The organism is Xanthobacter luteus (assembly GCF_040049235.1).
Lineage (GTDB): Bacteria > Pseudomonadota > Alphaproteobacteria > Rhizobiales > Xanthobacteraceae > Xanthobacter.
In genome coordinates this window covers 184,245-209,376 of the sequence record NZ_JBDZDO010000004.1, presented here as the reverse complement: position 1 = coordinate 209,376, position 25,132 = coordinate 184,245, and the positions used below count along the sequence as shown (strand labels likewise).

Genomic DNA, 25,132 nt, shown 5'->3' with positions numbered 1-25,132 from the left:
GGGTCGCACGTGGCCGGTTCGGGCGCACGCTAGCGGCCGCCCGAGAGCTGCGCCTTGCGGCAGATCAACGGGTTTCACGCGCCGCGCGGGACAATACCGGCGAGAAGCGCCATGCGCACCAGCTCGGACAGGCTCTGCGCCTTCATCTTGGTCATGACGTTGGCGCGGTAGACCTCGACCGTGCGCGGGCTGATGCCGAGGTCATAGGCGATCATCTTGTTGGCCTGGCCGGCGACCAGCAGCTCCAGCACCTGGCGCTCGCGCTGGGACAGCGCGGCGACCCGTTCCGCCACCTCCTCGCGCAAAGCGTCGTGCTGGTAGGTCTTCTCGCGCCGGGCGAGGGCGGCCTTCACCACGTCGATGATCGCCACGTCGTCGAACGGCTTCTCCAGGAAGTCGGCGGCGCCGAGCTTCATGGCCGCCACCGCCAGCGGCACGTCGCCGTGGCCGGTGATCACCACCACCGGGATGGCGGAGCCCTTGTCCTTGAGGTGCTGGAGCAGGTCGATGCCGGTCATGTCCGGCATCCGCACGTCGGTGATGATGCAGCCCGCGGCGAGGTCGGTCGCCGGCAGGCCGGCGTCCACGAACGAGCGGGCCGAGGGGTGCTCCCTGACCTGGTAGCCGACGGTGCCGAGCAGGAAGGCGAGGGACTGGCGCACCGCATCGTCGTCGTCGATCACATGGATGACCGCGGTCTCAGTCATCGACCGTCACCTCCTCGTCCACAGCGCGCAAGGTGAAGCGGAACACCGCCCCGCCGTCCGGATTGGGGTCCGCCCAGATGCGCCCGCCATGGGCCTCGATGATGGTCCGCGAGATCGACAGCCCGACCCCCATTCCGTGCCGCTTGGTGGTGAGGAACGGCGTGAACAGCTGCGCGCTCAACTCCGGGCTGATGCCGTGGCCCGTGTCGGACACGCTGATGAGCACCATGTCGTCCTCCGCCGGTTCGGTCCGGACCGTGAGTTGGCGGCGCGGCGTCTCCATCATCGCCTCCACCGCGTTGCGCATCAAGTTCAGCAATACCTGCTGCACCTGGACCTTGTCCGCAAGCACGAGGTCGCATTTGGGGGCGAAATGGAAGCGGATCTGGATGCCGTGCTCCTTGGCCCCCACCAAGGCCAGCGCGCTCGCCTCCTCGACCAGCTTCGAGAGGCTCTCGAGCCGGCGCTCGCTCTCCCCGCGGGAGACAAAATCGCGCAGCCGGCGGATGATCTGCCCGGCGCGCAGCGCCTGCTCGCCGGCCTTTTCCAGCGCGTCCCGCATCAACTCCAGGCGCGGGGCATCGCCCTCCAGCAGCCGGCGCGATCCCTTGATGTAGTTGGCGATGGCCGAGAGCGGCTGGTTCAGCTCGTGGGCCAAGGTGGAGGCCATCTCGCCCATGGCGGTGAGCCGCGAGATGTGGACCAGCTCCGCCTGCAGCTCCTGGAGCCGGGCCTCGGTCATCTGGCGCTCGGTGAGGTCGCGGATGAAGCCGGTGAAGAACCGCTCCGCCTCCGACTTCATCTCGCCCACCGCCAGCTCCATGGGGAAGGTGGTGCCGTCCCTGCGCTCGCCCACCACCACGCGGCCGATGCCGATGATGCGCCGCTCGCCGGTCGTGAGATAGCGCCGGATATAGCTGTCGTGGGCGGTGCGGTACGGCTCCGGCATCAGGGCCGAGATGTTGCGCCCCACCGCCTCGGCGGCGGCATAGCCGAACAGGCGCTCGGCGGCGGTGGAGAACGAGCGGATCACGCCCTGCTCGTCGATCACCACCATGGCGTCCGGCACGGTGTCGAGGATGGAGGACAGGTGCGCTTCGCGCGCCATCAGATCGTGGTTGCGCGCCACCGCGTCCGAGGTGGTGCGGCGCAGCCGCTCGCCCATGACGCAGATGCCGAGCCCGCAGGCGGCGAACAGGGCCGCCGCGACGGGATCGAAGGCGGCGCGCTCCGGCGTCAGCCCGGCCGCGATCGCCGCCCCGGCGACGCCGGCGAGGAGCGCGGCGATGCCGGCCGCAAGGCCCCGCGCGCTCACCGCCACCACGGCGCCGAGCAGGACCAGCAGGCCGTGCGCGCCGAGCGGCGGGATGGCGAACAGCTGGCACGCCAGCAGGGCCGCGGCGGCCACCGCCACGCCGACGCCGATCTGCCGGACCGCATCGGCCGCCCGTGCCTTTTCACGCGCCTTGGTCTTGCTCACCTGCTGCGCCTCGCTCGGGGTTCGGGAGCCGGTCGGCTCCTCCGTAATTCTACCTAAGGGGACGGACTTAAGTGTAAGAGCCGAATTTATCGTTTTCCTGCAAGCGCCTATCCAAAACAGGCCTCCTGAGCGAGGCGAACGGGCCTCCCGAGCGAGGCGAATTGCAGGAGGTATCGATGCCGACCCCCGCCACCGCGATCGCCCCGAGAGCTTATGCGCCGGTCCCCTCTTCGGGAAAGTGGAAGGATGACGGAGACACGCATCGGCCCGTGAGCATCCTCTCGGCGCTCGGTGTCGTGGCAAGCTTTGGCCGCAACGCGGAAATCTACGGCGAGGACGCCGCGGCGGAGCACGTCTTCGTGGTGCTGGCGGGCGCGGTGCGCATCTGCAAGCTCATGGGCGACGGCCGCCGCCAGATCGAGGCGTTCTGCCTGCCGGGCGACGTGTTCGGCTGGGAGGCCTCCGGCCGCCACCGGTTCTCGGCCGAATCGGTGTGCGAGACCAAGGTGGTGCGCATCAAGCGTTCGATCCTGTTCGCGCGCGCCGCCGACGATGCCGAGCTCGCCCACGCTCTGTGGTCGCTGACGGTGGCGGAGCTGCACCGGGCGCAGAACCATCTGCTGGTGCTCGGCCGCAAGAATGCCCAAGAGCGCGTCGCCACCTTCCTCATCGACATCGCCGCCCGCTCCGGCGCGACCGCCGACGAGGTGGTGCTGCCCATGTCGCGCCAGGACATTGCCGACTATCTCGGCCTCACCATCGAGACCGTCTCGCGCACTCTGACACACTTGGAGGAGCGCGGCGCCATCGCATTGCCGTCGTCCCGCCGCGTGGTGCTGCGCGACCGCTACGCGCTGCGCCAGCTGAATTCCTGATTTTCTCGTCGCGGTCTCCCGGAACGCGGCGGGATCTCCTGCACCCGCCGATTGTTCCTCCCCGCCTCGGCACGCGTGATGGCCGCCCTCAGACGGCCGCCGCGTGCCGCATTTTTTTGCCCGCCCCCGCCTCTGCCGCCTTCTGGGCCTGAAGGCGGGCATCGAAGCGGGCGCAGGCGACGCGGGTGAAGGCGCGCGCGGCGTCCGGCACCCGCACCACCGGCCCCTCGACCACGGCGAGCCCGTCGGCGACGAGGTCCGCCATGCCGGCGAGTTCGGCCGCGAAGGCGCCGCGGGGAAAGCCATGGCGGTCGCAGGCGGCGTCGAGATCCACCTTGAGGTCGCACATGAGGCGCTCGATCACGTCGCGCCGCAGCCGGTCTTCCGCGCTCACGGCGATGCCGCGCGCCACCGGCAGCCGGCCTTCCGCCACCGCCTTGTGCCAGAGCGGGGTGGAGGCGATGTTCTGGACATAGCCTTCGGGCAGCGCGCCGATGGCCGAGGTGCCGAAGCCGAGCAGCAGCGGCGCGTCGTCGGTGGTGTAGCCCTGGAAGTTGCGCTTCAGCGTGCCGGCCTGGGCGCGCGCCGCCATGGCGTCCTCGCGCTTGGCGAAATGGTCGAGGCCGACCGCCCCATAGCCGTGGTCGGCAAGCAGCGCCGCCACCGCCTCCGCCTGGTCGAGCCGCGCCTGCGGGCCGGGCAGATGGGCCTCGGGAATGAGCGCCTGGTGCTTCTTCATCCACGGCACGTGGGCGTAGCCGAACACGGCGATGCGGCTCGGCGCGAGGGTGAGCGCCGCCTCCACCGTGCGCCGCAGCGAGGCGACGTCCTGGTGCGGCAGGCCGTACATGAGGTCGAGATTGATGGCGTTGATGCCCACGGCCCGCAAGGCGTTGGCTACCGCCCGCGTGGTCGCGAACGATTGCGCGCGGCCGATCGCCGCCTGCACCTTCGGCTCGAAATCCTGCACCCCGAGGCTGGCGCGGTTGAAGCCCTCGCGCGCCAGCACGCGCGCCTTGGCGGTGTCCATCACCCGCGGGTCGATCTCGATGGCGATCTCGGCGTCGGGCGCGACCTCGAAGGCATCCCGCAGCGCGCCCATCACCGCGGCGAAGTCCGCATCCTCCAGCATGGTGGGGGTGCCGCCGCCGAAATGCAGGTGGGTGAGGCGCCGCCGCCCCGGCAGCCGCGCCGCGACGAGGCCGATCTCCTCCACCAGGCGGCGGGCATAGGCCTCCACCGGCACGCGCGAACGCGCCACCTGGGTGTGGCAGCCGCAATAAAGGCACAGCTCGGCGCAGAACGGCACGTGGACATAGGCCGACACCGCCGCCCCTTCGGGCGCCGCGGCGAGCCAGCGCCCATAGGTCGCGTCGTCCACGTCGGCGGTGAAGTGGGGCGCCGTCGGATAGCTGGTGTAGCGCGGCACCGGCTGCGAATAGCGGGCGATCAGATCCGGTCTCATGGAAGATGCATCGCGCCGGATCGGGGCGCCCGCCTTGACGTGGCGCAAGGCCTTTCTGCGGCAGGGCCGGCCGGAACGCCAGGGCGTCCGGCCGGCGAACCGGGTCAGTAGGACAGGAAGGCGCCGGCGAAGATGCCCTCGGCGCGGTCGTCGCCGGCGAGCTTGAAGCGGTATTGGAGCGTGAGGTCGAGATACGACATGGGCGCCGTGTACTCGTCCTCGCGGAACCAGTAGCGCATCGTCGCCCCGGGGCCGGCGCCGAGCGCGAACGGGGTGTCCACGGTGTTGTCGTAGCTGCCGCCGATGGCGAGGAACGGCCAGAGCACCAGCCGGTTGCTGATGGCGTCGAGCCGGAACGATTCGCCGTACCGGGCCTCGAAGCTGGAGACCGTCTGGCCAGACATGGCGAAGTAGTTGTAGTCGGCGTAGATCTGCCAGGTCCGCCAGTGCGGCACGTCCACCCGAAGGTCGGTGCCCTCGCCCTTGGAATAAGCGACGCGCAGCAGCCAGTCCTGGCGGGCGGCCTGGCCGACCGGGAACAGATAGGCGGTCTCCAAGATCAGGTTCTGGTCCTTGATCGGCTTCCAGCGCGCGCCCACGCTGCCCTGGACCGTGTCCCAGCCGGCGCCGCCGCCCTCCGAATAGGCGGTGCCGTAGCCGCGCACGAACAATTCGAAGATCGCGCCGTCGCGATAGCCGATGGTCGGCGGGCGCCAGTAGATCTCGCCGCCGATGCCGACCGATCGGTTGGCGCTGATCGGCGTCGGCGCCAGCGGGTTGGAGGGGGCGATGCCGGCCGAGGAGCCGTAGCTCGCCGACAGGTAGGCGCCCCAGGTCCGGCTCAGCTCCGCCACCTCGCGGCGCAGGCCGAACAGGTATTGCGGATCGAGCGGCAGCTTGCCCTCACGGTGCTCGTCGATGGCGCGCTTGAAATAGCCGATCGCCTCGTCGTTGTGATAGGTGCGCCTTGCATTGTAGGCGGCGTCGATCAGCGTCGTGCCGCGCAGCTGCCACTTGGCGTTGGCCTCGGAGAAATATTCGTAGGCGATCTGGTCCTCGCCCACCTGGGCGGCGAGCGCCGCGAGGTCGGCCGCCTTCAGGCCGCGCAGCTCGCCGCGATTGTAGGCCTCGAGGAAGATCTGCCTCGCCTCGTCCTTGCGGCCGAGCTGGACCAGCACGCCGATGCGCGCCGAGAGCATGGTGCGCCGCTGCTGCGAGTTGGTGGCATAGACCGCCGCCTCCGAGAACGCCGCGAGCGCGCGCTCCTTGTCCTCGAGGGCGAGATAGGCGTAGCCGAGGCGCGCCTGCACGTCGTAGCTGCGCTCGTTGGCCATGGGCTTCAGCGCCGCGAGCGCGATCTCCGGCTGCTTGGCGGCGAGCGCGGCGTCGGCGAGCGACAGGCGCACGCCGCGATACTGCGACACCGCGAGGTTGCCGGAGGCGAGGGCGGCGCGGAAGTCGCGGATGGCGCCGGAATAGTCCTTCGCGCCGAGCCGCAGGCCGCCGCGCTGGACCAGCAGCGTCGCGTCGCGCGGGTTGCGGGCCAGCAGGTAGTTGGCGATCTGCTCGGCCTCGGCATACTTGCCGCGCGCGGTGAGCACCTGGAGCAGCAGCAGGCGGTAGCCGGTATTCTCCGGCGCTGCCGCCACCGCGCGCCGTGCCGCCGCCTCGGCGCGCGCATAGTCGCGCTTGGCGAGGGCGGCATAGGCCTCGGTGCCGTCGGCGTAGCCGGGGGCGCTCGCGTCGCCGCCGCCCCCGCCGCCGCCCTGGTTGGCGAACACCGAGCAGATGACGCCGTAGGTGGTGGGCTGGCAGAACACCTGCGGCGCCTGCAGGGCCGGCCGCTTGGCGGTCGGGCTCTTCTGCATCGCCAAGGCGGCCTTGCGGATCTCGTCGATCTCGCGGTTCTTGGGGTCCTCGATCGGCTCGATGAGGCTCAGCGCCTCCTCGGGCTGGCCGTTGGCGAGGGCGGCATTGGCGGCGATCAGGCGATAATTGACGTTCTCGAGGTCGGTGAGAATGTTCGAGCCGATCACCGCGTCGAAGTCCTTGCGCGCCTGGAGCGTCTTGCCGGTCTTCTGGAGCAGGTATCCGCGCACCATGCGCGGCAGCGGGTCATTCTCGTCCAGCTGGACCGCGGCGTTGGCGGCGGCGAGCGCCTCCTCGGTCTGGTCGGCGGCGAGCAGCGCCTGCAGCTGCACCATGCGGAACACGATGGCGTCGGGCGCCCGGTCCACCGCCCGCTTGGCGGCGGCGACGGCGGATTTGGTCTTGCCGGCGGCCACGTCCTTGATCGCCTGCACCGCGTCGGGCTCGGCGAGGCGCTTGTCGGTCACCGCCTTGCGGGCGACGAGCGCGGGGTCGGTGTCGCCCTGCGCCATGGCCTCGCGGATGGCGGTGGCGAGCTCCTCCAGCTTGTTGGCACGGTCGAGCGTGTCGATCAGCAGGCGCCTCCAGGCGAGGTTGCCGGGGCTCGCCTGGAGCGCCTCGCGGATGCGCGTCTCGGCGAGCGCGTTGTCGCCGTCGCGATAAGCGTTGAACGCCTCCAGCGCCTCGATGTAGCCGGGCGTGTCGGAGACGCCGGCGCCGGGCGGGGTGGTGGCGGGCACCAGGCTGCAGACCGGGCCGTAGGGCGTATCCTGGCACTTCTGGTAGGGCACCGGCAGCAGCTGGTTGGCGTTGTCGGGCACGATCTGCGGCTTTTCCTGCTGCGCCTTCGCCACCTGGCGACGCGCCGCGACGCCCGGCTCCTTGGCGTCGAGATTCTCCAGCAGCTTCAGCGCGCGGGCGGGGTGGCCGGCGGCGATGGCGGCGTCCGCCATGACGATGCGCACGTCGCGGTCGGTCTCGCCGGTGAGCACCTCGTCCTTGAGCGCCTCGTCGAAGTCCAGCTCGGCCTCCTCGATCCGCCCGAGGCGCTCGCGCAGGTAGCCGCGCAGGGTGCGGGGCAGGAAGGAGCGCGGATCGGCCTCGATGGCCTGGCTCGCCGCCTTCTCCGCCGCCTCGATCTGGCCGTCCGCGATCAGCGAATAGACCAGCAGCATGCGGTAGCTGAGGTCGTCGGGCACGAGGGCGATGGCGCGGCTCGCCGCCTCGATGGCGGCCTTGGGATTGCGGTCCGCGAGCGCCTTGTTGGCGGCCAGCGAGGGACCCTGGGCGAGGATCCGGCTCTGGGCGCGCAAGCGCGCGATCACCGTCTGGTCCTGGATGCCGGCGGCCACCGCCTCGGACGCCGCCGCCACCGATTCGGCGATGCGGTTCTGCGCCTCCAGCGAATCCATCAGCAGCAGCCAGAGCCGCGGCACGTCCGGGCGCAGCTTCAGCGCCTCGCGGGCGAGCGCGGAGGCCTGCGCGTAATTCTTGTCGCGATGGGCCTTGTAGGCCTGGTCGGCGATGCGCCATGCCTCGCCCGTGAGCTCCGGCGGCTCCACCACGGGCGGTGGCGCGGGCTGTGCGGCGCGCAGCAGCGGCGGCCCGTTCGGCGCCGCGGCCGGCGGCGCGCCGGGCTGCGGCGGGGCGCCCGGGGCCACGGACGTGGCGGGCTGCGGCGGCGCCGTGGGCGGCAAGGTGGGGCCCGTCTGCGACAGCAGCCGCGGCGGCGCCGCGAGCCGCGGCGGCTCGGACGGCTGCGCCGGCGCCCCGCCCGAGAAGGCGAGGGACATCGCGCCGGTCGAGGCGGCCACCATCAGGCCCAAGGCGATCCGCCTCAGGAGCTTCCGTTGCCGCGAACGCGCGGAGGACACGTGTCGGATATCGAGCGCGGTGGTCATGGCGCCAACGTCGCCGTAAATGCTTAAATAGCAGTTAACCTTAACGTCGGAACAACTTGGCGGACCGCAGTATTCACCAATCGTTTACTATTTCGGCGCGCCAGCCCTGCGCCAGCCGGCATCGGCGCGGGCTTTCGAGGCGGCCGCGTGGAAGGCAGAAAACACGTTGATAGACAATGTATTAGTCGTTGTCTGAGGGCCCGGGAACAAGCCGGCCCCGCGCCGCCCCCGGGGGCCCGTCCCGGCCGCACCGCGCGCAAATTCAGGCGGCAGTTCGCTTCCGGGTGTATCCGCCGTGCCACAAAGTATTCATGAATTGTTTACTTTCGGGCGCGGCGCCGGCGTCCGAGCGGGGTCGCGGTGAAAAAGATCAACCAGATCAATGCTTCAGGCACAAAAAAACCGCGCCGCCGGGTCGCAGCGGACCGGGCGGCGCGGTGGACGACTTCAGCCTGCTACCGCCGCACGCCCTGCTGCATGCGCTCGCGCCAGGTCTGCGGGCTCATCAAGGAGGCGGTGTCCCACTGGTCGGGCGATTCCGGGCCGCTGTGGAACGGACCCTCGTTGAACTGCCAGACCACCACCTGCGGCGGGGCGCGCTGGAAGTCGGGCGCCGCCAGGAACTGGAGGAAGGTCGCCCACGGCCCCACATTGCCGGGCTGCCAGGTGAGCGAGACCGGCCGGTCGATGACGCTGGAGAGCTTCTGGGGGAAGCCGAGATAAGGCTGCACGAAGCTGTTGCCCACCACGTGCACCGGCGCCGGGCCGGAGCCCAGAAGGCCGCCGCCGCTCTGGGCCGCGGCACGCACCGTGTAGAGGTCCGGCCCCACCTGCCGCTGCTGCTCGGGGGTGAGGAAGCGCTGGGCGAGGTCGCCCAGATTGCGCTGGGTGACCCACTGGCCGAGCTTGTCGCCGGTGCCCGGCTGGCCGCCGAGGCGCGGGAACTTCTGCTTGATGGTCTGGCCGACCGCGTCGGCGGCCGCTTCCGCCGCCCAGGAGGTCCAGTGGTAGTCGGCCCGGTAGAAGGCGGTCTGCTTGCCGGTCTCCACCGACTTCAGCGCCGCGCGCAGGTCCACGGTGTCGATGCCGGCCTGCCGGAGCTGACCGAGGATATAGTCGTACTGCCCCTGCACCTCCGGCGCGATGCGCACCCCGTCGGGCAGCTTGTCGACATAAGCGGAGGCCTTCAGGGGCACCAGGGCGATGACGAGGGCGATGTTGCGCCCGGCGAGCGCGGCCTTGGTGTCGCCGATCAGGCCCACCACCCTGTCGATGCCCGGCTTGTCCAGCGTCGTCAGGCTCTCCCAGCCGGGGAACAGCCATCCGCCCTTGCCCATGATGATGGTGTTCTGCGCCTGCGCCGGCGCGGGGGCGAGGGAGGCGGCGAGGAGCAGGCTCGCGGCCGCGGCGCCGAAACTGCGGCGCGAGAGGGCGCGGGAAGGTGTGGGGGGCAGCGTCATTTCTCGTCTCCCAGGAAGCGGCGCTCGGCCTCGGTCAGGGGGTGCGTCAGCGTGCGGATCGGCAGCTCCCAGACCACCAGGCGCGTTCCGTCCAGGATCTGGGGGCTGTTCATGAGGATGTCGAGCATGGCCCCGGCATATCCGCCGCCCTCGCGGCTCTTCTGGCCCACCTCGCGCGCGAGCGCGGCGGCCAGGAAATCGGCGAAGCCCGAGCGCAGGGAGAAGGAGGTGCCGATCAGGATCACGCTCGGCGCCGGCACCTCGTCCAGCAGACCGCCCGTGCGGATGACGCGGCTGGACACCTCCGGCTCCATGTCCGGCGCCGGGCCGGACCAGGGGTAGGAGCGGTCGAGGCCGGCCAGGTGCATGAGGTCGCCGACGCGCGCCTTGGGCGGGCTGACGGCGAGTTCCACCTTCTCCGTGCCCGGGCCGAGGCGCGCCGCCACGGCGGCGGCGAGCCGGTCGGCGGCGTAGCGGGCGCCCGCGGCGTTCCAGTGGGTGTCGGTGCGCAGGTAGCCGTGCGCCGGGAAGCCGGTGATCACGTCCACCTGCTGGAGGCCGAGGCCGGCGGTGCCCGCGCGCCAGGCGGCGAGGCGCCCTTGGGCCTGGCGCGACACCGGCAGGCCGCAGCTGCCCTCGCCCGACACCGAGATCTTGTCGGGCACCGGCATCACCAGCATCTCGATGCCGCGCGCTTTCATGGCGTCGCGGATCTTGGCGGCGATCCGCAGGCGGGCGGCGAGGTTGGCGTCGCCGCCCTTCTGGAAGGCGATCTCCTCGGTGATGAAGAGCCAGCCGGGGCAGCCGGCGCGCACCTGCGGGCCGGCATCGTCCAGGACCAGGTAGGTGAGGCCGGCCATCAGGGAATCGACCGCCGGCGTGCGCGGCAAAGCGGCGACCACCTGGCGATCTACCACCGCGGTCACCCCGCCGTCGATGAGGTTCTTGCCACTGGCCGCCGCGATCACCGGCGCGGTGCCGGATCCGGCGAAATGGGCGATGACGAAGCCGAAGCCGGGGAACAGCAGGGCCAGGAAACCGAGGGTGGCGATGGTACGGAACAGGTCGGCCATGCGCTTCCCCTAGAACTGGAAGTAGAGGAAGGGGACCACGGTGCGCCCCTGCAGCACCCAGACCGCGAGCAGGAACAGCGGCAGGGCGAGGACGGCGCGCAGCGTGTGGCCCGGCTCGGGCGCGGACGGGTCGATGCGCATCAGCTTCGGCAGATAGATGAGGCCGATGCCCGCCGCGAAGGTGGCGATCTCCACCGGCCGCAGGACCGCGCCCATGGCGTCGGAGACGCCGACGCCATGGTGGCCGAACAGCCCGTTGGTCATCACCCCGGCCTCGGCCCAGCTCTGCGAGCGGAACAGGATCCAGCCGAGATTGATGAACACGATCGCCAGGATGTGCCCCACCAGCGGCGGCACCTTGGGCCATCCCGACACGTCCCACAGCTTCTCGAACACCAGCGCCGCGCCGTGCCAGAGGCCCCAGACCATGAAGGTCCAGCTCGCGCCATGCCACAAGCCGCCGAGGCCCATGGTGATGAGCAGGTTGGCGCACACCCGCGGCAAGGAGGCCCGGCTGCCGCCGAGCGGGATGAAGAGATAGTCGCGCAGCCAGGTGGACAGCGAGATGTGCCAGCGCCGCCAGAAATCGCCGATGGAGGTGCACAGATACGGGTTGTCGAAATTCTCCGGGAATTTCAGGCCCACCATCAGGCCGAGGCCGATGGCCATGGCGCTGTAGCCGGCAAAGTCGAAATAAAGCTGCAGCGAATAGCCGACGATGGAGACGATCACGTCCATCGTCGAGGGATCGGGCAGGTGATAGCCGGCATCCACCACCGGGGCCAGGGTGTCGGCGATCAGCACCTTCATGGCGAAGCCCATCATGAAGCGCTCGACGCCGAACATGAATTCGGCGCGGTGAAAGGTGCGCTCCTTGAGCCGCTCCGCCACCCATTTGTAGCGCACCACCGGGCCGGCCACGAGGTGGCCGAACATGGACTGGTAGGTGGCGTAATTGATGAACGAGGGCTCGGCCGGCACGGTGCGTCGGTAGACGTCCATGGAATAGGAGATGGCGCCGAACACGAAGAAGCTGAGGCCGATGGGCAGCAGCACCTCGGCCCACCACCAGGTCACGTCCGTGCCCACCACGTCGGCGCTGTGCACCAGCATGTTGGCGTATTTGAACCAGATCAGCGCGGCGAGCGGCCAGGCGATGCCCACCAGCAGCGCCCGGTGGCGCTCCGGCTCCTCGGCGCGCGCGATCCACAGGCCGGTAAGCCACGACCAGATGGCGATGGAGACGATGAGCGGAAGGAAGTCCACCCGCCACCAGGCGTAGAAGATCCACGAGAAGGCGAGGACGCACAGATTGCGCGCGCCTGCGGGGCTCAGCGCATAGGCGATGAGAAAGGCAGGCAGGAACAGGAACAGGAAGCTGTCGGAGGCGAAGACCATGGGAGCCCGTCAGTTGGCGGAGCGATAGGGCTCGGTCTCGTCCCGCTGGCCTTTCAGGGCCAGCCCCGCCGGCGTCTCGACCAGGAACAGGCTGAAATTGTCCCCCGCCTTCAGCGGCGGCAGCTTGAGCGCCGGGGAGGCGGCGGCGCCGCAGCGGCCGGACAGGCTCGCCTCGATCGGGTTGATGACGCGCTGGCGGGTGCCGAAGGTGGCGACGTCCTCGAACACGGTGGGACCGTCCACCACCACCACGGCGCCGGCGCAGCCGGGCACGAAGTTGTAGAAGCGCAGCTGGGCCTTGAGATCGTTGCGGCCCTCGGTCGAGTCCGAGATGATCTGCGCCGGCGCGCCGCCGGGCGGGATCACCACCGTCGAGAAGCCGTCGGCGGCCGGCACCAGGCTTGCCGTCACCGGACTGCCGTCGCGCGCGAGCGCGAGCGGGACGCCGCCCTTCACGATCCGGAACAGCGTCGCCACCTCGCCGTCCGCGGCCTTGGCGGCCGGGCCGTCGCCGAAGGTGAAGCTGCCGGGCGTGCCGGAGAGGTCCACGACGCGGACGAAGGCCGAGCCCGGCGGCGGCTTCGGCGCATAGAGGCGCGCCACCTCCCCCGCCGCATGGGCGCCGGTCGCCGACACGGCGAGGGTCGCCGAGGCGAGCGCGGCAGAGGCGAGGCCGGTGAAGAGGCGGGCGAGGCGTCCGGTCGAGCGCATGGGAGAACCTTCGGCACGGGCGCGCCGGGGAGCGGCCCGTCGCGTGGGGGCGATCTTCCTCCCTCGGCGGCACAGGTCCTCGGAGCTCCTCGCTCCGTCGCCAGCCTGATCGGCGCACCTTGGGTGGGGAGAACGCTGAACAAGGTCGAGGCGCCGCTCGCGCCTGCAGATGGTGCTCTAGGGCGCAAACGTCGCCATTGCAACAGCCGCGACCATCACAGCGACGACAGGACCGGGGATTGCGGCCGCAAGCCGCCGCCCGGACACCCCGCGGCCCCCGCCCGGCGCCCGTCAGGGGCCCGCGACCCGCGCGCGCCAGCGGCCCGGCGGCAGGCCGGTATAGGCCAGGAACGCCCGGTTGAAGTGGGCCTGGTCCGAATAGCCGACCGCGAGCGCCACATCCACCAGACTGTGCCGGCCCTCGCGCATGAAGGCCATGGCCCGCGTCATGCGCGCCTCGATCACCAGGTCGCGGAAGCTGCAGCCCTCGGCCCTGAGGTCGCTCTGGATCTTGCGCCGCGACCAGCCGAACCGGAACGCCACCTCGTCGAGCCCCGGGTCGCCGATGCCCACCATGGACTGGAGCATGAGGCTGACGGCCTCGCGCGTGGAGCGCGGCAGGCGCGGCACATAATGCTGGTGGACGTCGAACAGGGTGACGCGGGGCCGGACCACCTGGGCGCGGGCGCGGCGCAGCCATGCGCTCGGGAAGGTCACCGCGAAATGCGGACGGCCGGCGCGCACCGCCACGTCGGACAGGTCGGCCACCTCGCGCGTCATCGGATCGGCGGAGAGGGCGAGCTCGATGCCCATGCCGTCCGGGCCGAGGCCCACCACCGCCTGGATGACGCGCACCATGGAGGGCAGCGCGTGCATCGCGTGCTGAGCGTGGACGCCGTCCGTTCCGCGGACGTAGCCGAACACCCAGATGGCGGTCTCCCCGCTCACCCGGAGCGACAGGCTGACGGCGTTGCATTGCAGGGCGACGAGGCGGTTCGCCCGCTGGATGGCGTGCAGCAGGTTGATGCCCGACAGGGAATAGTCCACCAGCGGGCCGAACTCCTCCGGCCGCATGCCGGCGCCGACGCGGAAGCCGAGCGCGCCGTCGCCCCGCGCCCGCGCCGCCCGCTCGAACAGCTGCGACATCCCGGCGAAGGCGAGGGGCCGGTTCGGCTGGTCGGGCTCGAAGGTGACGCCGACTTCCCGGCACAGCCGCTCGACCACCCTTTGTCCCTCGGATTGCGCGAGGATCGCGGCCAGCGGGCCGAAGCCGGACTGTCGGGCGAAATAGGGCGTCATCCCCCCTCCGGGAGTGGCGTTGATCGATGCCGCCCGGCGGCGGCAAGGCGATGCGCAAAATGGCAATACGCCTTCAGCGCAACTGTTTAGCACGTTTCCAAACAGCAATCCGCCTTGGGGTGAGCGGGGATGCGGGTGCCGATGGACGGGGGCGGCCGCGGCACGCGCAGCGTGCCGGCGGTAGGGACAGAGGCGGAGCGGCGCATGGCGGCGCCGGAGCGCGCCGTCCCTGCCGCCGTGCACCGGAGCCCGTGCCTGCCCGCCGGCCGGTCCACATTGCGACCGGCTTGCGGCTCGCGCACGCGCCCGTCCGATCCGTACCGCCGCGGCCCGGCCCCGGCTTGCGCAACCAGACCGTCCAAGACCAGACAGGAGGATCCCCATGATCGGACCGAGCGCCAGACGCCTCGCCGCCGCCCTCGTCGCGGGCCTCGCGACCACGGCGGCGATGGCCCAGACCCCGGCCACAGCACCGGCGAAGAAGCCGAACATCATCGTCATCTGGGGCGATGACATCGGCCAGTCCAACATCTCCGCCTACACCAACGGCCTCATGGGCTACCGCACGCCCAACATCGATTCCATCGCCCAGGACGGCGTGATCTTCACCGATTATTACGGCGAGCAGAGCTGCACCGCCGGCCGCGCGTCCTTCATCACCGGCCAGGCCGGCCCGCGCACCGGCCTCACCAAGGTGGGCCTGCCCGGCGCGCCCCTCGGCCTCCAGAAGGAGGATCCCACCATCGCCGAGCTGCTGAAGGGCCAGGGCTACGTCACCGGCCAGTTCGGCAAGAACCATCTCGGCGACCGCGACGAGCACCTGCCCACCGCCCACGGCTTCGACGAATTCTTCGGCAATCTCTACCACCTCAATGCGGAGGAAGAGCCGGAGAACCCCGATTATCCGAGCGAGAAGGAGTTCCCGAACTTCCGCAAGAAATTCGGTCCGCGCGGCGTGATCCACTCCTTCGCCAATCCCGACGGCAGCCAGAGGATCGAGGATACCGGCCCCCTGACGCGCAAGCGCATGGAGACCATCGACGACGACATCGCCGCCCGCTCCGCCGACTTCCTCGACCGCAAGGCGAAGGAAGGCAAGCCGATCTTCCTGTGGGTCAACTTCACCCACATGCACTTCCGCACCCATGTGAAGCCCGAGAGCCTCGGCCAGGCCGGACGCTGGATGGGCCCCTATGCGGACGCCATGATCGACCACGACAGGAACGTCGGCACGGTGCTGAAGAAGATCAAGGATCTCGGCCTCGAGGGCGAGACCATCGTCTTCTACTCCACCGACAACGGCCCGCACCTGAATTCCTGGCCGGACGCGGCGGCAACGCCCTTCCGCTCGGAGAAGAACACCAATTGGGAAGGCGCCTACCGGGTGCCCGCAATGGTGAAGTGGCCCGGCCACGTCAAGCCCGACACCGTCGCCAACGGCATCTTCTCCCACCTCGACTGGATGCCCACCCTGCTCGCCGCCGCCGGCGTGCCGGACGTCAAGGAGAAGCTGCTCACCGGCTACAAGGTGGGCAACACCACCTACAAGGTGCATCTCGACGGCTTCAACCAGCTCGACTACCTCACCGGCAAGACCGGCAAGAGTGCCCGGCCCGATTTCTTCTACTTCAACGACGAGGCGGCGCTGACCGGGCTGCGCTACGACAATTGGAAGTTCGTCTTCTCCGAGCAGCGGGCCGAGGGCACCCTGCGGGTGTGGGCCGAGCCCTTCACCCCCCTGCGCGTGCCCAAGATCTTCAACCTGCGCCTCGACCCCTACGAGCGGGCCGACGTGACCTCGAACACCTATTACGACTGGGTGCTGGACCGCGCCTTCCTTTTGGTCCCGGCGCAGACCTATGTGGCCCAGTTCGCCACCTCGTTCCGGGATTTCCCGCCGCGCCAGAAGGCGGCCACCTTCTCGGTGGACCAGATCATGGAGCAGCTCTCAAAGCCCATGTCCGGCGCCAACTGAGGCGCGGCGCGCGCCGGCCGGGCGGGATGTTCCGTCCGTCCGGCTTTCCCGCGATCCCGGACCTGCTGTTCCGGAGGCCGCCAGGGCCGCGGTCGCGCGCGCCTTTCGTGCCGCGCTCCCGCCTCGGGGCGCACCCTCGCCGCCGCCGGCGCGAGCGCCCAGACCGACCGGCCCACGTCCGCGGACGCGAAGGACCCCTCAAGGTCGAGGAACGGACCCGCGACCAGCCCATCAACCTACCCGGAGGACGCGGACGTCCTCGGCGTCTGGTACAGCGCCCGGTACAACGGCCTCGACAAGAAGTCGGCGATCAATATTCCCCGGGGGGGGGGGCGCAGATCCACAACGTGACCGTCCATTGCAGGGAGCATCCGGTCGAAAGGATCCTTCAGGCCATAGACGCCCTGCGGAAGGCCGAGAAGGCGAATCGCTGGCCTCGGCCGGGGGCGGGCCGGCTTGCGGCGGCCGCCTGACGACGCCGGGCGCAAGCTCGCTTATGATCGCCATGCGCGGCGGTGCGGCCGCGCCCGGTCCGCCGCGAGCGCACGCGCCGATCAGCGCGCACCCAAGCTGATTGGACGACGCGTTCTCCTTCATCAATTTAGAGGGCGATCCAGCGGTCAAATTGGTTCAATTTGGCCGGTTCGCGCTCCCGCAGGATGCATGATGGGAAGAGCGCCGTTGCGCCGCAAAAACCCGGGCCCGCGCCCAAGCCGGTTCCGCTGATGGAGCGCCTCCTGCCGTCCCTTCGGCGCCGGGCGCGGGCGCTGATGGCGCCGCTCGCCGCCGCGCTCGCCGCCGGCCTTCTCGCCGTGGCCGTCCTCGCCGCCACCTTCGCGGCGCGCGGCTCCGGCGCGCCGGGCCTCGGCGCCGATGTGCCGGCGGATGTCGGCCGCCGCGCCGCCTTGGCGCCGCGGGATCATGTGGGCTCCACCGCCTGCGCCGGCTGCCATGGGGCGCAGGCGAAGGCGTGGGCCGCCTCCCACCACGCCTTTGCCATGGCGGCGGCGACGCCCACGAGCGTGCGGGGCGACTTCTCGGGCGTCACCGCGCAGCATTTCGGCGCCACCGCCCGCTTCCTGCGCGACGGCGACCGCTTCCTGGTGGAGACGCAGGGACGGGACGGCGCGATCGAGACCTTCGAGGTCTCCGACGCGTTCGGCCTCACGCCGCTGCAGCAATATCTCGTGACCTTTCCGGACGGGCGCCGCCAGGTCCTGCCCTGGGCCTGGGACAGCCGGCCGCAGGCGGCGGGCGGCCAGCGCTGGATCCATGTCTACCCGCAGGAGGTGAAGCCGGGCGACCCGGAACACTGGACCGGCGTGCTGCAGACCTGGAACCACATGTGCGCCGAGTGCCACTCGACGGCGCTGTCGAAGGGCTACGACCCGGCGGCGAACACCTACAGGACCACCTTCTCCGAGGTGAGCGTCGGCTGCGAGAGCTGCCACGGGCCGGGGGCGGGCCATGTGGCCTGGGCGACCGCCGCGCCGCGCCAGGATCTGCCGCTGAAGGGCTTTTCCGCCGCCTTTGCGCGCCGCCCGCCGGTGGACTTCACCCCCGATCCGGCGACCGGCAGCCCTCAGGTCGCCACGCCTTTGCGCCCGGCGGGCGACGAGGTGGAGATGTGCGTCCGCTGCCACGGCCGGCGCGGCTTGCTCTCGGAGGACTGGAAGCCCGGGCGTCCGCTCGCCGACACCCACCTGTCCGCCTTCCTCTCCGAGGGGCTGTTCGAGGCCGACGGGCAGATGCGCGACGAGGTGTTCAACGACCACACCTTCAAGCAGTCCAAGATGTACGAGAAAGGCGTGGTCTGCACCGACTGCCACGATCCCCATTCGGGACGGCTGAAGGCCGAGGGCGCCGCCGTCTGCGCCCATTGCCACGCGCCCGAAAAGTTCGCGGCAAAGGCCCATACCGGCCATCCGCAAGGTCCCGGCGCGCCCGACTGCATCTCGTGCCACATGCCGGCGCGCACTTTCATGCGCGTCGACGTGCGCCACGACCATTCCTTCCGCATTCCCCGTCCCGATCAGTCGGTCAAGCTCGGCACGCCGAACGCCTGCACCGACTGCCACGCGGACAAGTCGGCCGAATGGGCCGCCGCCGCGGTCGAGGCCTGGCACGGCCCGGAGCGCAAGGGCTTCCAGACCTATGCCGACGCCTTCGCCGGCGCCCGGCGCGGCGATCCCTCCGCCCGCGAGAAGCTGATGGCCCTCGCCCTGGCGCCGCGCGTGCCGGGCGTGGCGCGGGCGAGCGCGCTCGATGCGCTGGCCCGCTTTCCCTCCCGGGCCGCCCAGCAGGTGCTGGAGAAGGGGCTCGCCGACCCCGACCCGCTGGCGCGGGTGGCCGCGTTGCGCGCCCTCAACGGCCAGCCGGCCGACCGGCGCTGGACACTGGCGGCGCCGCTGCTCGACGATCCCGTGCTGGCGGTGCGGCTCGCGGCGGCGCGCGCGGTGGCGGACACGCCGCCCGCCCGCGTGCCGGAGGCGGACCGCGCCAGGCTCGCCTCGGCGCTCCAAGCCTACGAGGCCTCGCTCTGGCTCAATTCCGACCGTCCGGAAGGACGCGCGAACCTCGCCACCTACTTCCTGCTCCGGGGCGATGCGGCGGCGGCGGAGCGCGAGCTTCGCGCCGGCCTCGCGCTCGATCCGGGTGCCGGCGAACTGGCGGTGAACCTCGCCGATCTCTACCGCCGCACCGGCCGGGAGGCGGAGGGCGAGCGCCTCCTGCGCGAGACCCTGCCGCGCAGCGCGGCACCGGCCATGCTGCACCATGCGCTGGGCCTCAGCCTGGTGCGCCAGAAGCGCACCGTCGAGGCGGTGCAGGCGTTCGAGACCGCGGCGGCGCTCGCCCCGGAGGATCCCACCTTCGCCTACGTGCTCGCGGTGGCCCTGCGCTCCACCGGGGAGGAGGCCCGCAGCCGTGCCGTGCGCTCCGCCGCGCTGGCGCGCGCGCCCTACGACGGCAACCTCCTCGCCCTCGCCCTCAACGACGCGCTGGCGACCGGCGACGTCGCGGCGGCGCGTCCGCTCGCGGGGCGCCTCGCTCGGCTGCATCCGGACGATCCCCGGTTTGCCGATCTCCTCGCCCGCCTCCGGGTGACGCCGCCGCGATAGGGCCTGCGCCCCGCATCCGATGAGGACGGCAGCGCCTGCGCGCTGCCGGGCGCCCGCTACGCGCCGGACATCAGGTCGCCGCGCGCCCCGGCGCCCTGGGGCCCGGTCTCGCGGAACGGCTTGAGGAAGTCGCCGCCCCGCAGGGAGGGATGGCAGCGCTCGTAGGGCGGCGGGAAGTAGGCGTTGGCGCCGAGCGCCTCCGCCGCGTGCCAGGCCCAGCGAGGATTGTAGAGCATGCCCCGGCCGAGGGCGACGAGGTCGGCCTTGCCCTCGCGCAGGATCCCTTCCGCCTGGGCGGGCTCGGTGATCAGCCCCACGGCGATGGTGGGAATGTCCACCTCGGCGCGGATGCGCGCGGCGAGCGGCACCTGGTAGCCCGGCGCGACGGCGATCTTCTGCTCCGGCGTGCTGCCGCCGCTGGAGGCACAGACATAGTCGCAGCCGCGCGCCTTCAGGCGCTGCGCGAACACCACCGATTCCTCCAGCGTCCAGCCGCCCTCCGCCCAGTCGGTGCTGGTGATGCGCACGCCGAGCGGCCGGTCTGCCGGCCAGGCCTCGCGCACCGCCTCGAACACTTCGAGCGGGAAGCGCATGCGTGCCTCCAGCGCGCCGCCATAGGCGTCCGTGCGGGCATTGGCGAGCGGCGTCAGGAAGGAGTGCAGCAGATAGCCATGGGCGTTGTGGATCTCCAAAAGGTCGAAGTCGAGCGCCAGCGCGCGCCGTGCCGCCGCCGCGAACGCCCGGCGCACCTCGCCGAGCTCCCCGACGCTCAGGGCGTGGGGCGCCGGACGGCCGGGATAGGCCACGGGCGAGGCGCTCTTGAGCTCCCAGCCGCCATTGGTCCCGTCGAGGGCGATCTGCTTTTCCCAGGGGACGGACACCGAGCCCTTGCGGCCGGCATGGGCGAGCTGCATGCCGAGGAAGGCGCCCCCATGACGCCGGCAGAAGGTCAGCGCGGCCCGCAGCGGGGCGATGTGGTCGTCCGACCAGATGCCGAGACAGGCGGAGCTGACGCGGCCGGCGGGCTCCACCGCCGTCGCCTCGGTGATCACGAGGCCGGCGCCGGAAACCGCGAGGTGGCCGAGATGCATCAGGTGCCAGTCGGTGGCGAACCCTTCGGGCGTCGCCGAATACTGCCCCATGGGCGAGACCACGATGCGGTTCGGCAGCTCGACACCGCGCAGGCGGAAGGGCGAGAACAGGAGAGGCTCGGTCATGGTCGATCCAGGGGGCTGTCGCAACGACCCGCGCGCCGAGGCCCCTCCCGTGCGCAAGGTTCGACACCTCAGGCGTCGAGCGTGAGATCGGATGTCGGCACCGCGCGGCAGGTGAAGCACAGGCCGTCGTCGAGGCCGGCGATTTCGGACAGATGCGCGACCCCGCCGGAGACGATGCCGACAGCGCAACTTTCGCACTGGCCGACCCGGCAGCCGTTCGGCAGGTCGAGCCCGCCGGCCTCGGCGCAGGCGAGGATGGTGCCCTTCTCCGGCGTCCAGTCCATGGACCGGCCGGAGCGGGCGAAGACGACGCGGTGGGTGCCCGCGGGCACCGTGCCCGTGGCCGGGCCGCTCCAGAAGCGTTCCTGGAAGATCTCGAAGCGCGGCACGCCGCGGGCGAGAAGGCCGTCCGTCACCGACCGCATCATGGCGTCCGGCCCGCACAGATAAAAGCGCGCGCGGGCGGCGATCAGGCGGTCGTCGATGGCGGCATCGGTGATCCGCCCGACGACGTCGGCGCGATCGTGCGGACCCGGACGGGAGAGGTGCCGCAGCACGGTGAGGTTCGCCAGCCGCTCGGCATGGCGCGCGAGCTCGGCCGCGAAGGCTTCCGCGGCGCCGTCCCTGCTCCCGTAATGCAGGATCACCTGCGGCTCGCCGGCGGCACCGACCAGCGTGCGCAGATAGGCGATGAAGGGCGTGATGCCGACGCCGGCCGCCAGCAGCACCACCGGAAACTCGTTCCGCAAGGGCAGCGCGAACAGGCCGCCGGGCGCCTGGCATTCCACCGCGTCGCCGACCGCCAGCGCCGTCGCCCAAGGCGAGAAGCGTCCGCCGTCGAGCCGCCGCACCGTCACTTCGTAGAACGAGGGTGCCGGAACGGCCGCGCAGGAGAGGGAGTAGGAGCGCGAGACCCCTTGGCGATGGAGCGTGATGTGCTGGCCCGGCCGGAAGCCCGGCAGGGCGCCACCGTCGCAAGGTTCGAGGCGCAGCGTCACCACGCCGGCGCACTCCTCCCGCCGCGCGGCGACGCGGAAGGCGCGCCGGCCGATCCAGGCGCCCTCGCCTCCGCGCTCCACCTCGCAGGCGAACGAGCGCAGGCCCGGCGCGCCGCTGAGCGGGTCGCCGGCGGCGCCCGAGATCAGGTTGTTGTAGTTGAATCCCTCCGGATCGCCCGCGACGCTGCCGGGCAGACCGAGATCGGGGCACGCCTGCCACCAGCCATAGTCGGCGACCACGGTTCCGGGCTGGACTGAGGGGTCGATGCGCGCCTTGAAGCGCGCGGCGCCGACGCGGCTTGTGAGCCGCACCCAGTCGCCGCCGGTGATGCCGCGCGCCTGCGCGGTCTGAGGATCAAGGCTCGCCTCCGGCTCCGGCGCGCGCCGGCGCAAGGCGACGATGTCGCGATGCTGGGCGTGGCAGTAATTGCCGCGATTGCCGGTGGTGAGCACCAGCGGGAAGCGGGCGGAGGGCGCTTCGGCCGGCGGGACGAAGCCCGGCAGCGGGTGGTAGCCGTGCCGCAGCAGAAGCTCGGAATAGAGCTCGATCCGCCCGGTCTCGGTGGCGAACCCCGCCTGCTCATACTTGCGGGGGCGCCATTCGAGCGGCAGGCGGATGCCCGCCGGCCTCTGGCGCAGCTGCGCCACCGTGAGGCCGAGGGGCTCCAGCACGTGGTTCCAGCCGGCCTCGATGCTGCCGCCGAAGAAGTGGTCGCCGAGGCCAAGGCGGCCGGCGAGGTCGAACACGATCTGAAGGTCCGAGCGGCAGGCCCCGAGCGGCGCGACCATGGGCTGGCGCAGCTGCACCAGCTCCTCCGCCTCCTGGGTGATCTCGAAGCCGACGCGCAGGCTCTCGCGCTCCCAGGCGCTCGCCACCGGCAGCACGATGTCGGCGAGCTCGGCGGTGGGGTTGAGGAACAGATCGCAATGGACCTGGAAGTCCAGCGCCTCGAGCGCGGCCCGCGCGCGCGCAGGCTCCGGATGGGCGACCAGGATGTTGGAGCCGAAGCCCACCAGCGCCCGCACCCGGTAGGGCGCGCCCTCGAGGATCGCCCGCGAGAGGTCGCGCGCGGTGACCCAGCCGTTGCGCGCCGGCCCGAGCGGGCGCGCGTCGATGCCGAGCGCCTTGGCGCGCTGGGTTGCGGACAGCAGGGACGGCGGGTTGATGCCGCGGGCGGGATGCTTGGCGAACAGCACGTTGCCGCCCGGCGCGTCGAAGCAGCCGGTCAGGGCGTGCAAGGTGGCGATGGCGCGGTCGGTTTGGGTGGCGTTGGTGTGCTGGCCGATGCCGGTCCAGCCGTAATAGCTCACCGCTTTCGCGCCCGCGAAGGCGTCGGCGAGGGCGAGCACTTGCGGCGCCGAAATCCCGGTCTCGGCCGCGACCCGGTCCGGCGTGAACGGGGCGAGCGCCGCGCGATACAGGGCGAAGGCGGTGCTGCAGGCGCGCGGGCCGGATTGGGTCTCGACCGCCAGCGACGCTTCGAGGTCCGGCGCCGCGACCTCCCCCGCCGGCGCCAGCGCGCCGGAGCGCGCATCGACCGCCACGTAGCACCCGCCGTCGGCCCAGCCGAGGTCGGCCCCGCGCAGGAAGCGCCCGGTGTCGGCACGCACCAGGAGCGGCCCGTTGGTCCAGGCCGCGACGAAGGCGCGGTCGAAGCTTGCGCGCTCCACCAGCAGCCGGGCGATGCCGAGCGCCAGCGCGCCGTCGGTGCCGGGCCGCACCGGGCACCAGATGTCGGCGCCCGCGGCGCTGCCCGAGCGGTGCGGATCGATCACCACCAGCCGCGCGCCGCGCGCCTGCGCGTCGCCGATCGCCTGGGCCTGGGCGAGCCAGGAATTGGCCGGATCGTGGCCCCACAGCACGATCAGGTCGCTGGCGCGGTAATCGGGGGTCGGCAGGCCGCAGCCGAAGGTGAAGGCGTGACCGTAGTCCTTGTGCCAGTTGCACAGCTCCACGGCGAAGCAGTTGTTGGGGCTGCCGAACAGGCGCACGAAGCGCTGCAGCCAGTCGGTGCTGTCGGAGATCGGGCTGGAGCTCTGCGACGTGATGGCGAAGGCGACGCTCTCCGGTCCGCTTTCCGTGCGCAAAGCGTCGAGGCGCCCGGCGATCTCGGCCATGGCCTCGTCCCAGCCGATCTCGCGCCAGCCGGGGTCGGCGGCGCCCTTGGGCGCCGTGCGGCGCAGCGGCACGGTGAGCCGGCGCGCGTGATGGGCGATCTCGGGCGCGGCCCGGCCCCTTCGGGCAGATGGCGCGGCCGGTGGGATGGGACGGGTCCGGGCGCACCTCGACCAGGCGGCCGTTCTCCACCACGTTGAGCGTGCCGCACCGCGAGCGGCACAGAGCGCAGAAGCCGGCCTTCACCGCCATGGCGCCGCGCCGCCCGCCTGCCCGCCGCGCTCACGCCTCCACATAGACCACGCCTTCCATGATGCGGCGCGCGGTGCGCCCGAACGCGGCGCGGGTGACTGCGGGCGTGCCCGCTGTGCCGTCCACCTCCGCCTCCGCCTCCACCACCCCGGCGGGATGGCCGATGCGGATCGGCGCGCCGGGCGCCACCGGCCGGGCGAGCGCGCCGGCGATGCTCCCGGGCAGCCGCGCGGCGACGCCGGTGCAGGCGATGCTGGTGGCGGCGAAGGTGGGATGGACGCGCTCCAGGAAGATCAGCCGCGCGGCGAGGTCCATCTCGTGCGCGGCGATCTCGCGCCCGCCGGGATGGCTGCGATAGGAGGCGGGCGGACCGACGATCACCACCATGGGCGTCACCCGGCTGTCCTCGCGCGCCTTGGCCGGATCGTCCACCAGGCCGAAGCGCAGGGCCGCCAGGCCGCGCACATGCTCCAGCTGGTCCATGAGGCTTGGCCGGCGGTGGATCTCCTCCGCGCTCTCGGTGGCCGCGAGGCCGAAATCCGCCGCCCGCACGAACACGTGCGGATTGGCGATGTCCACCAGCGACACCTCGATCGTCCCGCGGCCGGGCACGTCCATCGGCTCGCGCGCGCGGCCGGTGGGCAAGAGCGCGCCGCTCGCGGCGCCGGCGGTGTCGGAGAAGTCCACCAGGATCTTGGCGCCCGACCCCGGAACGCCGGGAATGACATAGTCGCCGTGCTCGATGGCCCGTCCGTCCACGACCGGGACCTCGACGGTGATGATCCGGCGCAGATTGGTGTTGAAGATGCGCACCGCCGCGAACGGCGCCGGCGCGTCCGGCTGTGTCCTGACCAGGCCGCGCTGCACCGCGTGGAGCCCGACCGCCGCGACGATGTTGCCGCACGGGCTGGCAAAATCGATGGCGGCGCGCTCCAGCTCCACCTGCCCGAAGGTGTAGGTGAGGTCGGCGGCCCCGCGTCCCGGCCCGATCAGCGCCAGCTTGCTGGTGAGCGGATCGCCGCCGCCGAGCCCGTTCACCTGGCGGCGGTCGGGCGATCCGAACACGGCGAGGACGACGCGCAGGCGCTCCGCCGCGTCCGCCGGCAGGTCGGCCTCGTCGAGGAACACCCCCTTGCTGGTGCCACCCCGCAGCAGCGCGCAGCGAAGCTCGCGAAACATCGTTTCAATCCTCCCGGCGGCGCTTCCCGTCGCCATCG

Annotated in this window: 15 protein-coding genes and 1 pseudogene; 3 read left to right on the top strand and 13 right to left on the bottom strand. The window is 71.6% G+C overall.

The window, feature by feature from the left end; genetic code table 11:
- Positions 1-74 precede the first annotated feature (74 nt).
- The gene (fixJ, locus tag ABLE88_RS14360; protein ID WP_348832372.1) at positions 75-707 is read right to left on the bottom strand and encodes a response regulator FixJ; all 633 of its coding nucleotides are present in this window, start codon (positions 705-707) and stop codon (positions 75-77) included.
- Positions 700-2,187 carry a sensor histidine kinase gene (locus tag ABLE88_RS14355; RefSeq protein WP_348832371.1) on the bottom strand — a complete coding sequence of 496 codons (1,488 nt, stop codon included), beginning with the start codon at positions 2,185-2,187 and terminating at the stop codon, positions 700-702. The genes fixJ and ABLE88_RS14355 overlap by 8 nt, the downstream gene beginning before the upstream one ends.
- Positions 2,188-2,456: 269 nt before the next feature.
- On the opposite strand from ABLE88_RS14355, the gene ABLE88_RS14350 reads away from it, so the two are divergent.
- Positions 2,457-3,062 carry a helix-turn-helix domain-containing protein gene (locus tag ABLE88_RS14350; RefSeq protein ID WP_348832370.1) on the top strand — a complete coding sequence of 202 codons (606 nt, stop codon included), beginning with the start codon at positions 2,457-2,459 and terminating at the stop codon, positions 3,060-3,062.
- 88 nt (positions 3,063-3,150) lie between these two features.
- Here the strand turns inward: ABLE88_RS14350 and hemN are convergent, their stop codons facing one another.
- From hemN to ABLE88_RS14315, 7 genes are all read right to left on the bottom strand, one after another.
- Positions 3,151-4,527 (bottom strand): oxygen-independent coproporphyrinogen III oxidase, encoded by a 1,377-nt coding sequence (gene hemN, locus ABLE88_RS14345; protein WP_348832369.1) that lies wholly within the window; start codon positions 4,525-4,527, stop codon positions 3,151-3,153.
- Positions 4,528-4,631: 104 nt separating this feature from the next.
- Positions 4,632-8,213, bottom strand: a complete 3,582-nt coding sequence (locus ABLE88_RS14340) for a bacteriophage N4 adsorption protein A (RefSeq protein WP_348832562.1) — start codon at positions 8,211-8,213, stop codon at positions 4,632-4,634.
- Positions 8,214-8,752: 539 nt separating this feature from the next.
- Positions 8,753-9,757, bottom strand: a complete 1,005-nt coding sequence (locus tag ABLE88_RS14335) for an alginate O-acetyltransferase AlgX-related protein (protein WP_348832368.1) — start codon at positions 9,755-9,757, stop codon at positions 8,753-8,755.
- Positions 9,754-10,830: an alginate O-acetyltransferase AlgX-related protein gene (locus ABLE88_RS14330; RefSeq protein ID WP_348832367.1), complete on the bottom strand. Its 1,077-nt coding sequence runs from the start codon at positions 10,828-10,830 to the stop codon at positions 9,754-9,756. Before ABLE88_RS14330 ends, ABLE88_RS14335 begins: the two co-directional genes overlap by 4 nt.
- Before the next feature lie 9 nt (positions 10,831-10,839).
- The gene (locus ABLE88_RS14325; RefSeq protein WP_348832366.1) at positions 10,840-12,228 is read right to left on the bottom strand and encodes an MBOAT family O-acyltransferase; all 1,389 of its coding nucleotides are present in this window, start codon (positions 12,226-12,228) and stop codon (positions 10,840-10,842) included.
- A 9-nt stretch (positions 12,229-12,237) separates the two neighbouring features.
- Positions 12,238-12,939: an alginate O-acetyltransferase AlgF gene (locus ABLE88_RS14320; RefSeq protein ID WP_348832365.1), complete on the bottom strand. Its 702-nt coding sequence runs from the start codon at positions 12,937-12,939 to the stop codon at positions 12,238-12,240.
- 291 nt (positions 12,940-13,230) lie between these two features.
- Positions 13,231-14,238 carry a helix-turn-helix domain-containing protein gene (locus ABLE88_RS14315; RefSeq protein ID WP_348832364.1) on the bottom strand — a complete coding sequence of 336 codons (1,008 nt, stop codon included), beginning with the start codon at positions 14,236-14,238 and terminating at the stop codon, positions 13,231-13,233.
- A gap of 382 nt (positions 14,239-14,620) precedes the next feature.
- Between ABLE88_RS14315 and ABLE88_RS14310 the strand changes: the two genes are divergently transcribed.
- Positions 14,621-16,213: an arylsulfatase gene (locus tag ABLE88_RS14310; protein WP_510182901.1), complete on the top strand. Its 1,593-nt coding sequence runs from the start codon at positions 14,621-14,623 to the stop codon at positions 16,211-16,213.
- A gap of 725 nt (positions 16,214-16,938) precedes the next feature.
- Positions 16,939-19,332, top strand: coding sequence for a cytochrome c3 family protein (locus ABLE88_RS14305; RefSeq protein WP_348832363.1), 2,394 nt, complete (start codon positions 16,939-16,941; stop codon positions 19,330-19,332).
- 56 nt (positions 19,333-19,388) lie between these two features.
- Here ABLE88_RS14305 and ABLE88_RS14300 read toward each other — a convergent pair whose 3' ends face one another.
- The 4 genes and pseudogenes from ABLE88_RS14300 to ABLE88_RS14285 all read right to left on the bottom strand — a co-directional run bounded on the left by ABLE88_RS14300 (position 19,389) and on the right by ABLE88_RS14285 (position 25,094).
- Positions 19,389-20,549, bottom strand: coding sequence for an NADH:flavin oxidoreductase/NADH oxidase (locus tag ABLE88_RS14300; protein WP_348832362.1), 1,161 nt, complete (start codon positions 20,547-20,549; stop codon positions 19,389-19,391).
- A gap of 68 nt (positions 20,550-20,617) precedes the next feature.
- The gene (locus ABLE88_RS14295) at positions 20,618-23,737 is read right to left on the bottom strand and encodes a molybdopterin-dependent oxidoreductase (protein ID WP_348832361.1); all 3,120 of its coding nucleotides are present in this window, start codon (positions 23,735-23,737) and stop codon (positions 20,618-20,620) included.
- A gap of 103 nt (positions 23,738-23,840) precedes the next feature.
- Positions 23,841-23,915: pseudogene (locus ABLE88_RS14290) on the bottom strand (hypothetical protein); the annotation flags it as partial.
- Positions 23,916-23,945: 30 nt separating this feature from the next.
- The gene (locus ABLE88_RS14285) at positions 23,946-25,094 is read right to left on the bottom strand and encodes a PrpF domain-containing protein (RefSeq protein WP_348832360.1); all 1,149 of its coding nucleotides are present in this window, start codon (positions 25,092-25,094) and stop codon (positions 23,946-23,948) included.
- Positions 25,095-25,132: the final 38 nt, after the last annotated feature.

Excerpts from the sequence above, each read along its gene's own strand:
- fixJ (WP_348832372.1), bottom strand. The coding sequence starts at position 707 with ATGACTGAGACCGCGGTCATCCATGTGATCGACGACGACGATGCGGTG.
- hemN (WP_348832369.1), bottom strand. The coding sequence starts at position 4,527 with ATGAGACCGGATCTGATCGCCCGCTATTCGCAGCCGGTGCCGCGCTAC.
- ABLE88_RS14340 (WP_348832562.1), bottom strand. The coding sequence starts at position 8,213 with ATGGTGGCCGCCTCGACCGGCGCGATGTCCCTCGCCTTCTCGGGCGGG.
- ABLE88_RS14335 (WP_348832368.1), bottom strand. The coding sequence starts at position 9,757 with ATGACGCTGCCCCCCACACCTTCCCGCGCCCTCTCGCGCCGCAGTTTC.
- ABLE88_RS14330 (WP_348832367.1), bottom strand. The coding sequence starts at position 10,830 with ATGGCCGACCTGTTCCGTACCATCGCCACCCTCGGTTTCCTGGCCCTG.
- ABLE88_RS14325 (WP_348832366.1), bottom strand. The coding sequence starts at position 12,228 with ATGGTCTTCGCCTCCGACAGCTTCCTGTTCCTGTTCCTGCCTGCCTTT.
- ABLE88_RS14320 (WP_348832365.1), bottom strand. The coding sequence starts at position 12,939 with ATGCGCTCGACCGGACGCCTCGCCCGCCTCTTCACCGGCCTCGCCTCT.
- ABLE88_RS14315 (WP_348832364.1), bottom strand. The coding sequence starts at position 14,238 with ATGACGCCCTATTTCGCCCGACAGTCCGGCTTCGGCCCGCTGGCCGCG.
- ABLE88_RS14310 (WP_510182901.1), top strand. The coding sequence starts at position 14,621 with ATGATCGGACCGAGCGCCAGACGCCTCGCCGCCGCCCTCGTCGCGGGC.
- ABLE88_RS14305 (WP_348832363.1), top strand. The coding sequence starts at position 16,939 with ATGGAGCGCCTCCTGCCGTCCCTTCGGCGCCGGGCGCGGGCGCTGATG.
- ABLE88_RS14300 (WP_348832362.1), bottom strand. The coding sequence starts at position 20,549 with ATGACCGAGCCTCTCCTGTTCTCGCCCTTCCGCCTGCGCGGTGTCGAG.
- ABLE88_RS14285 (WP_348832360.1), bottom strand. The coding sequence starts at position 25,094 with ATGTTTCGCGAGCTTCGCTGCGCGCTGCTGCGGGGTGGCACCAGCAAG.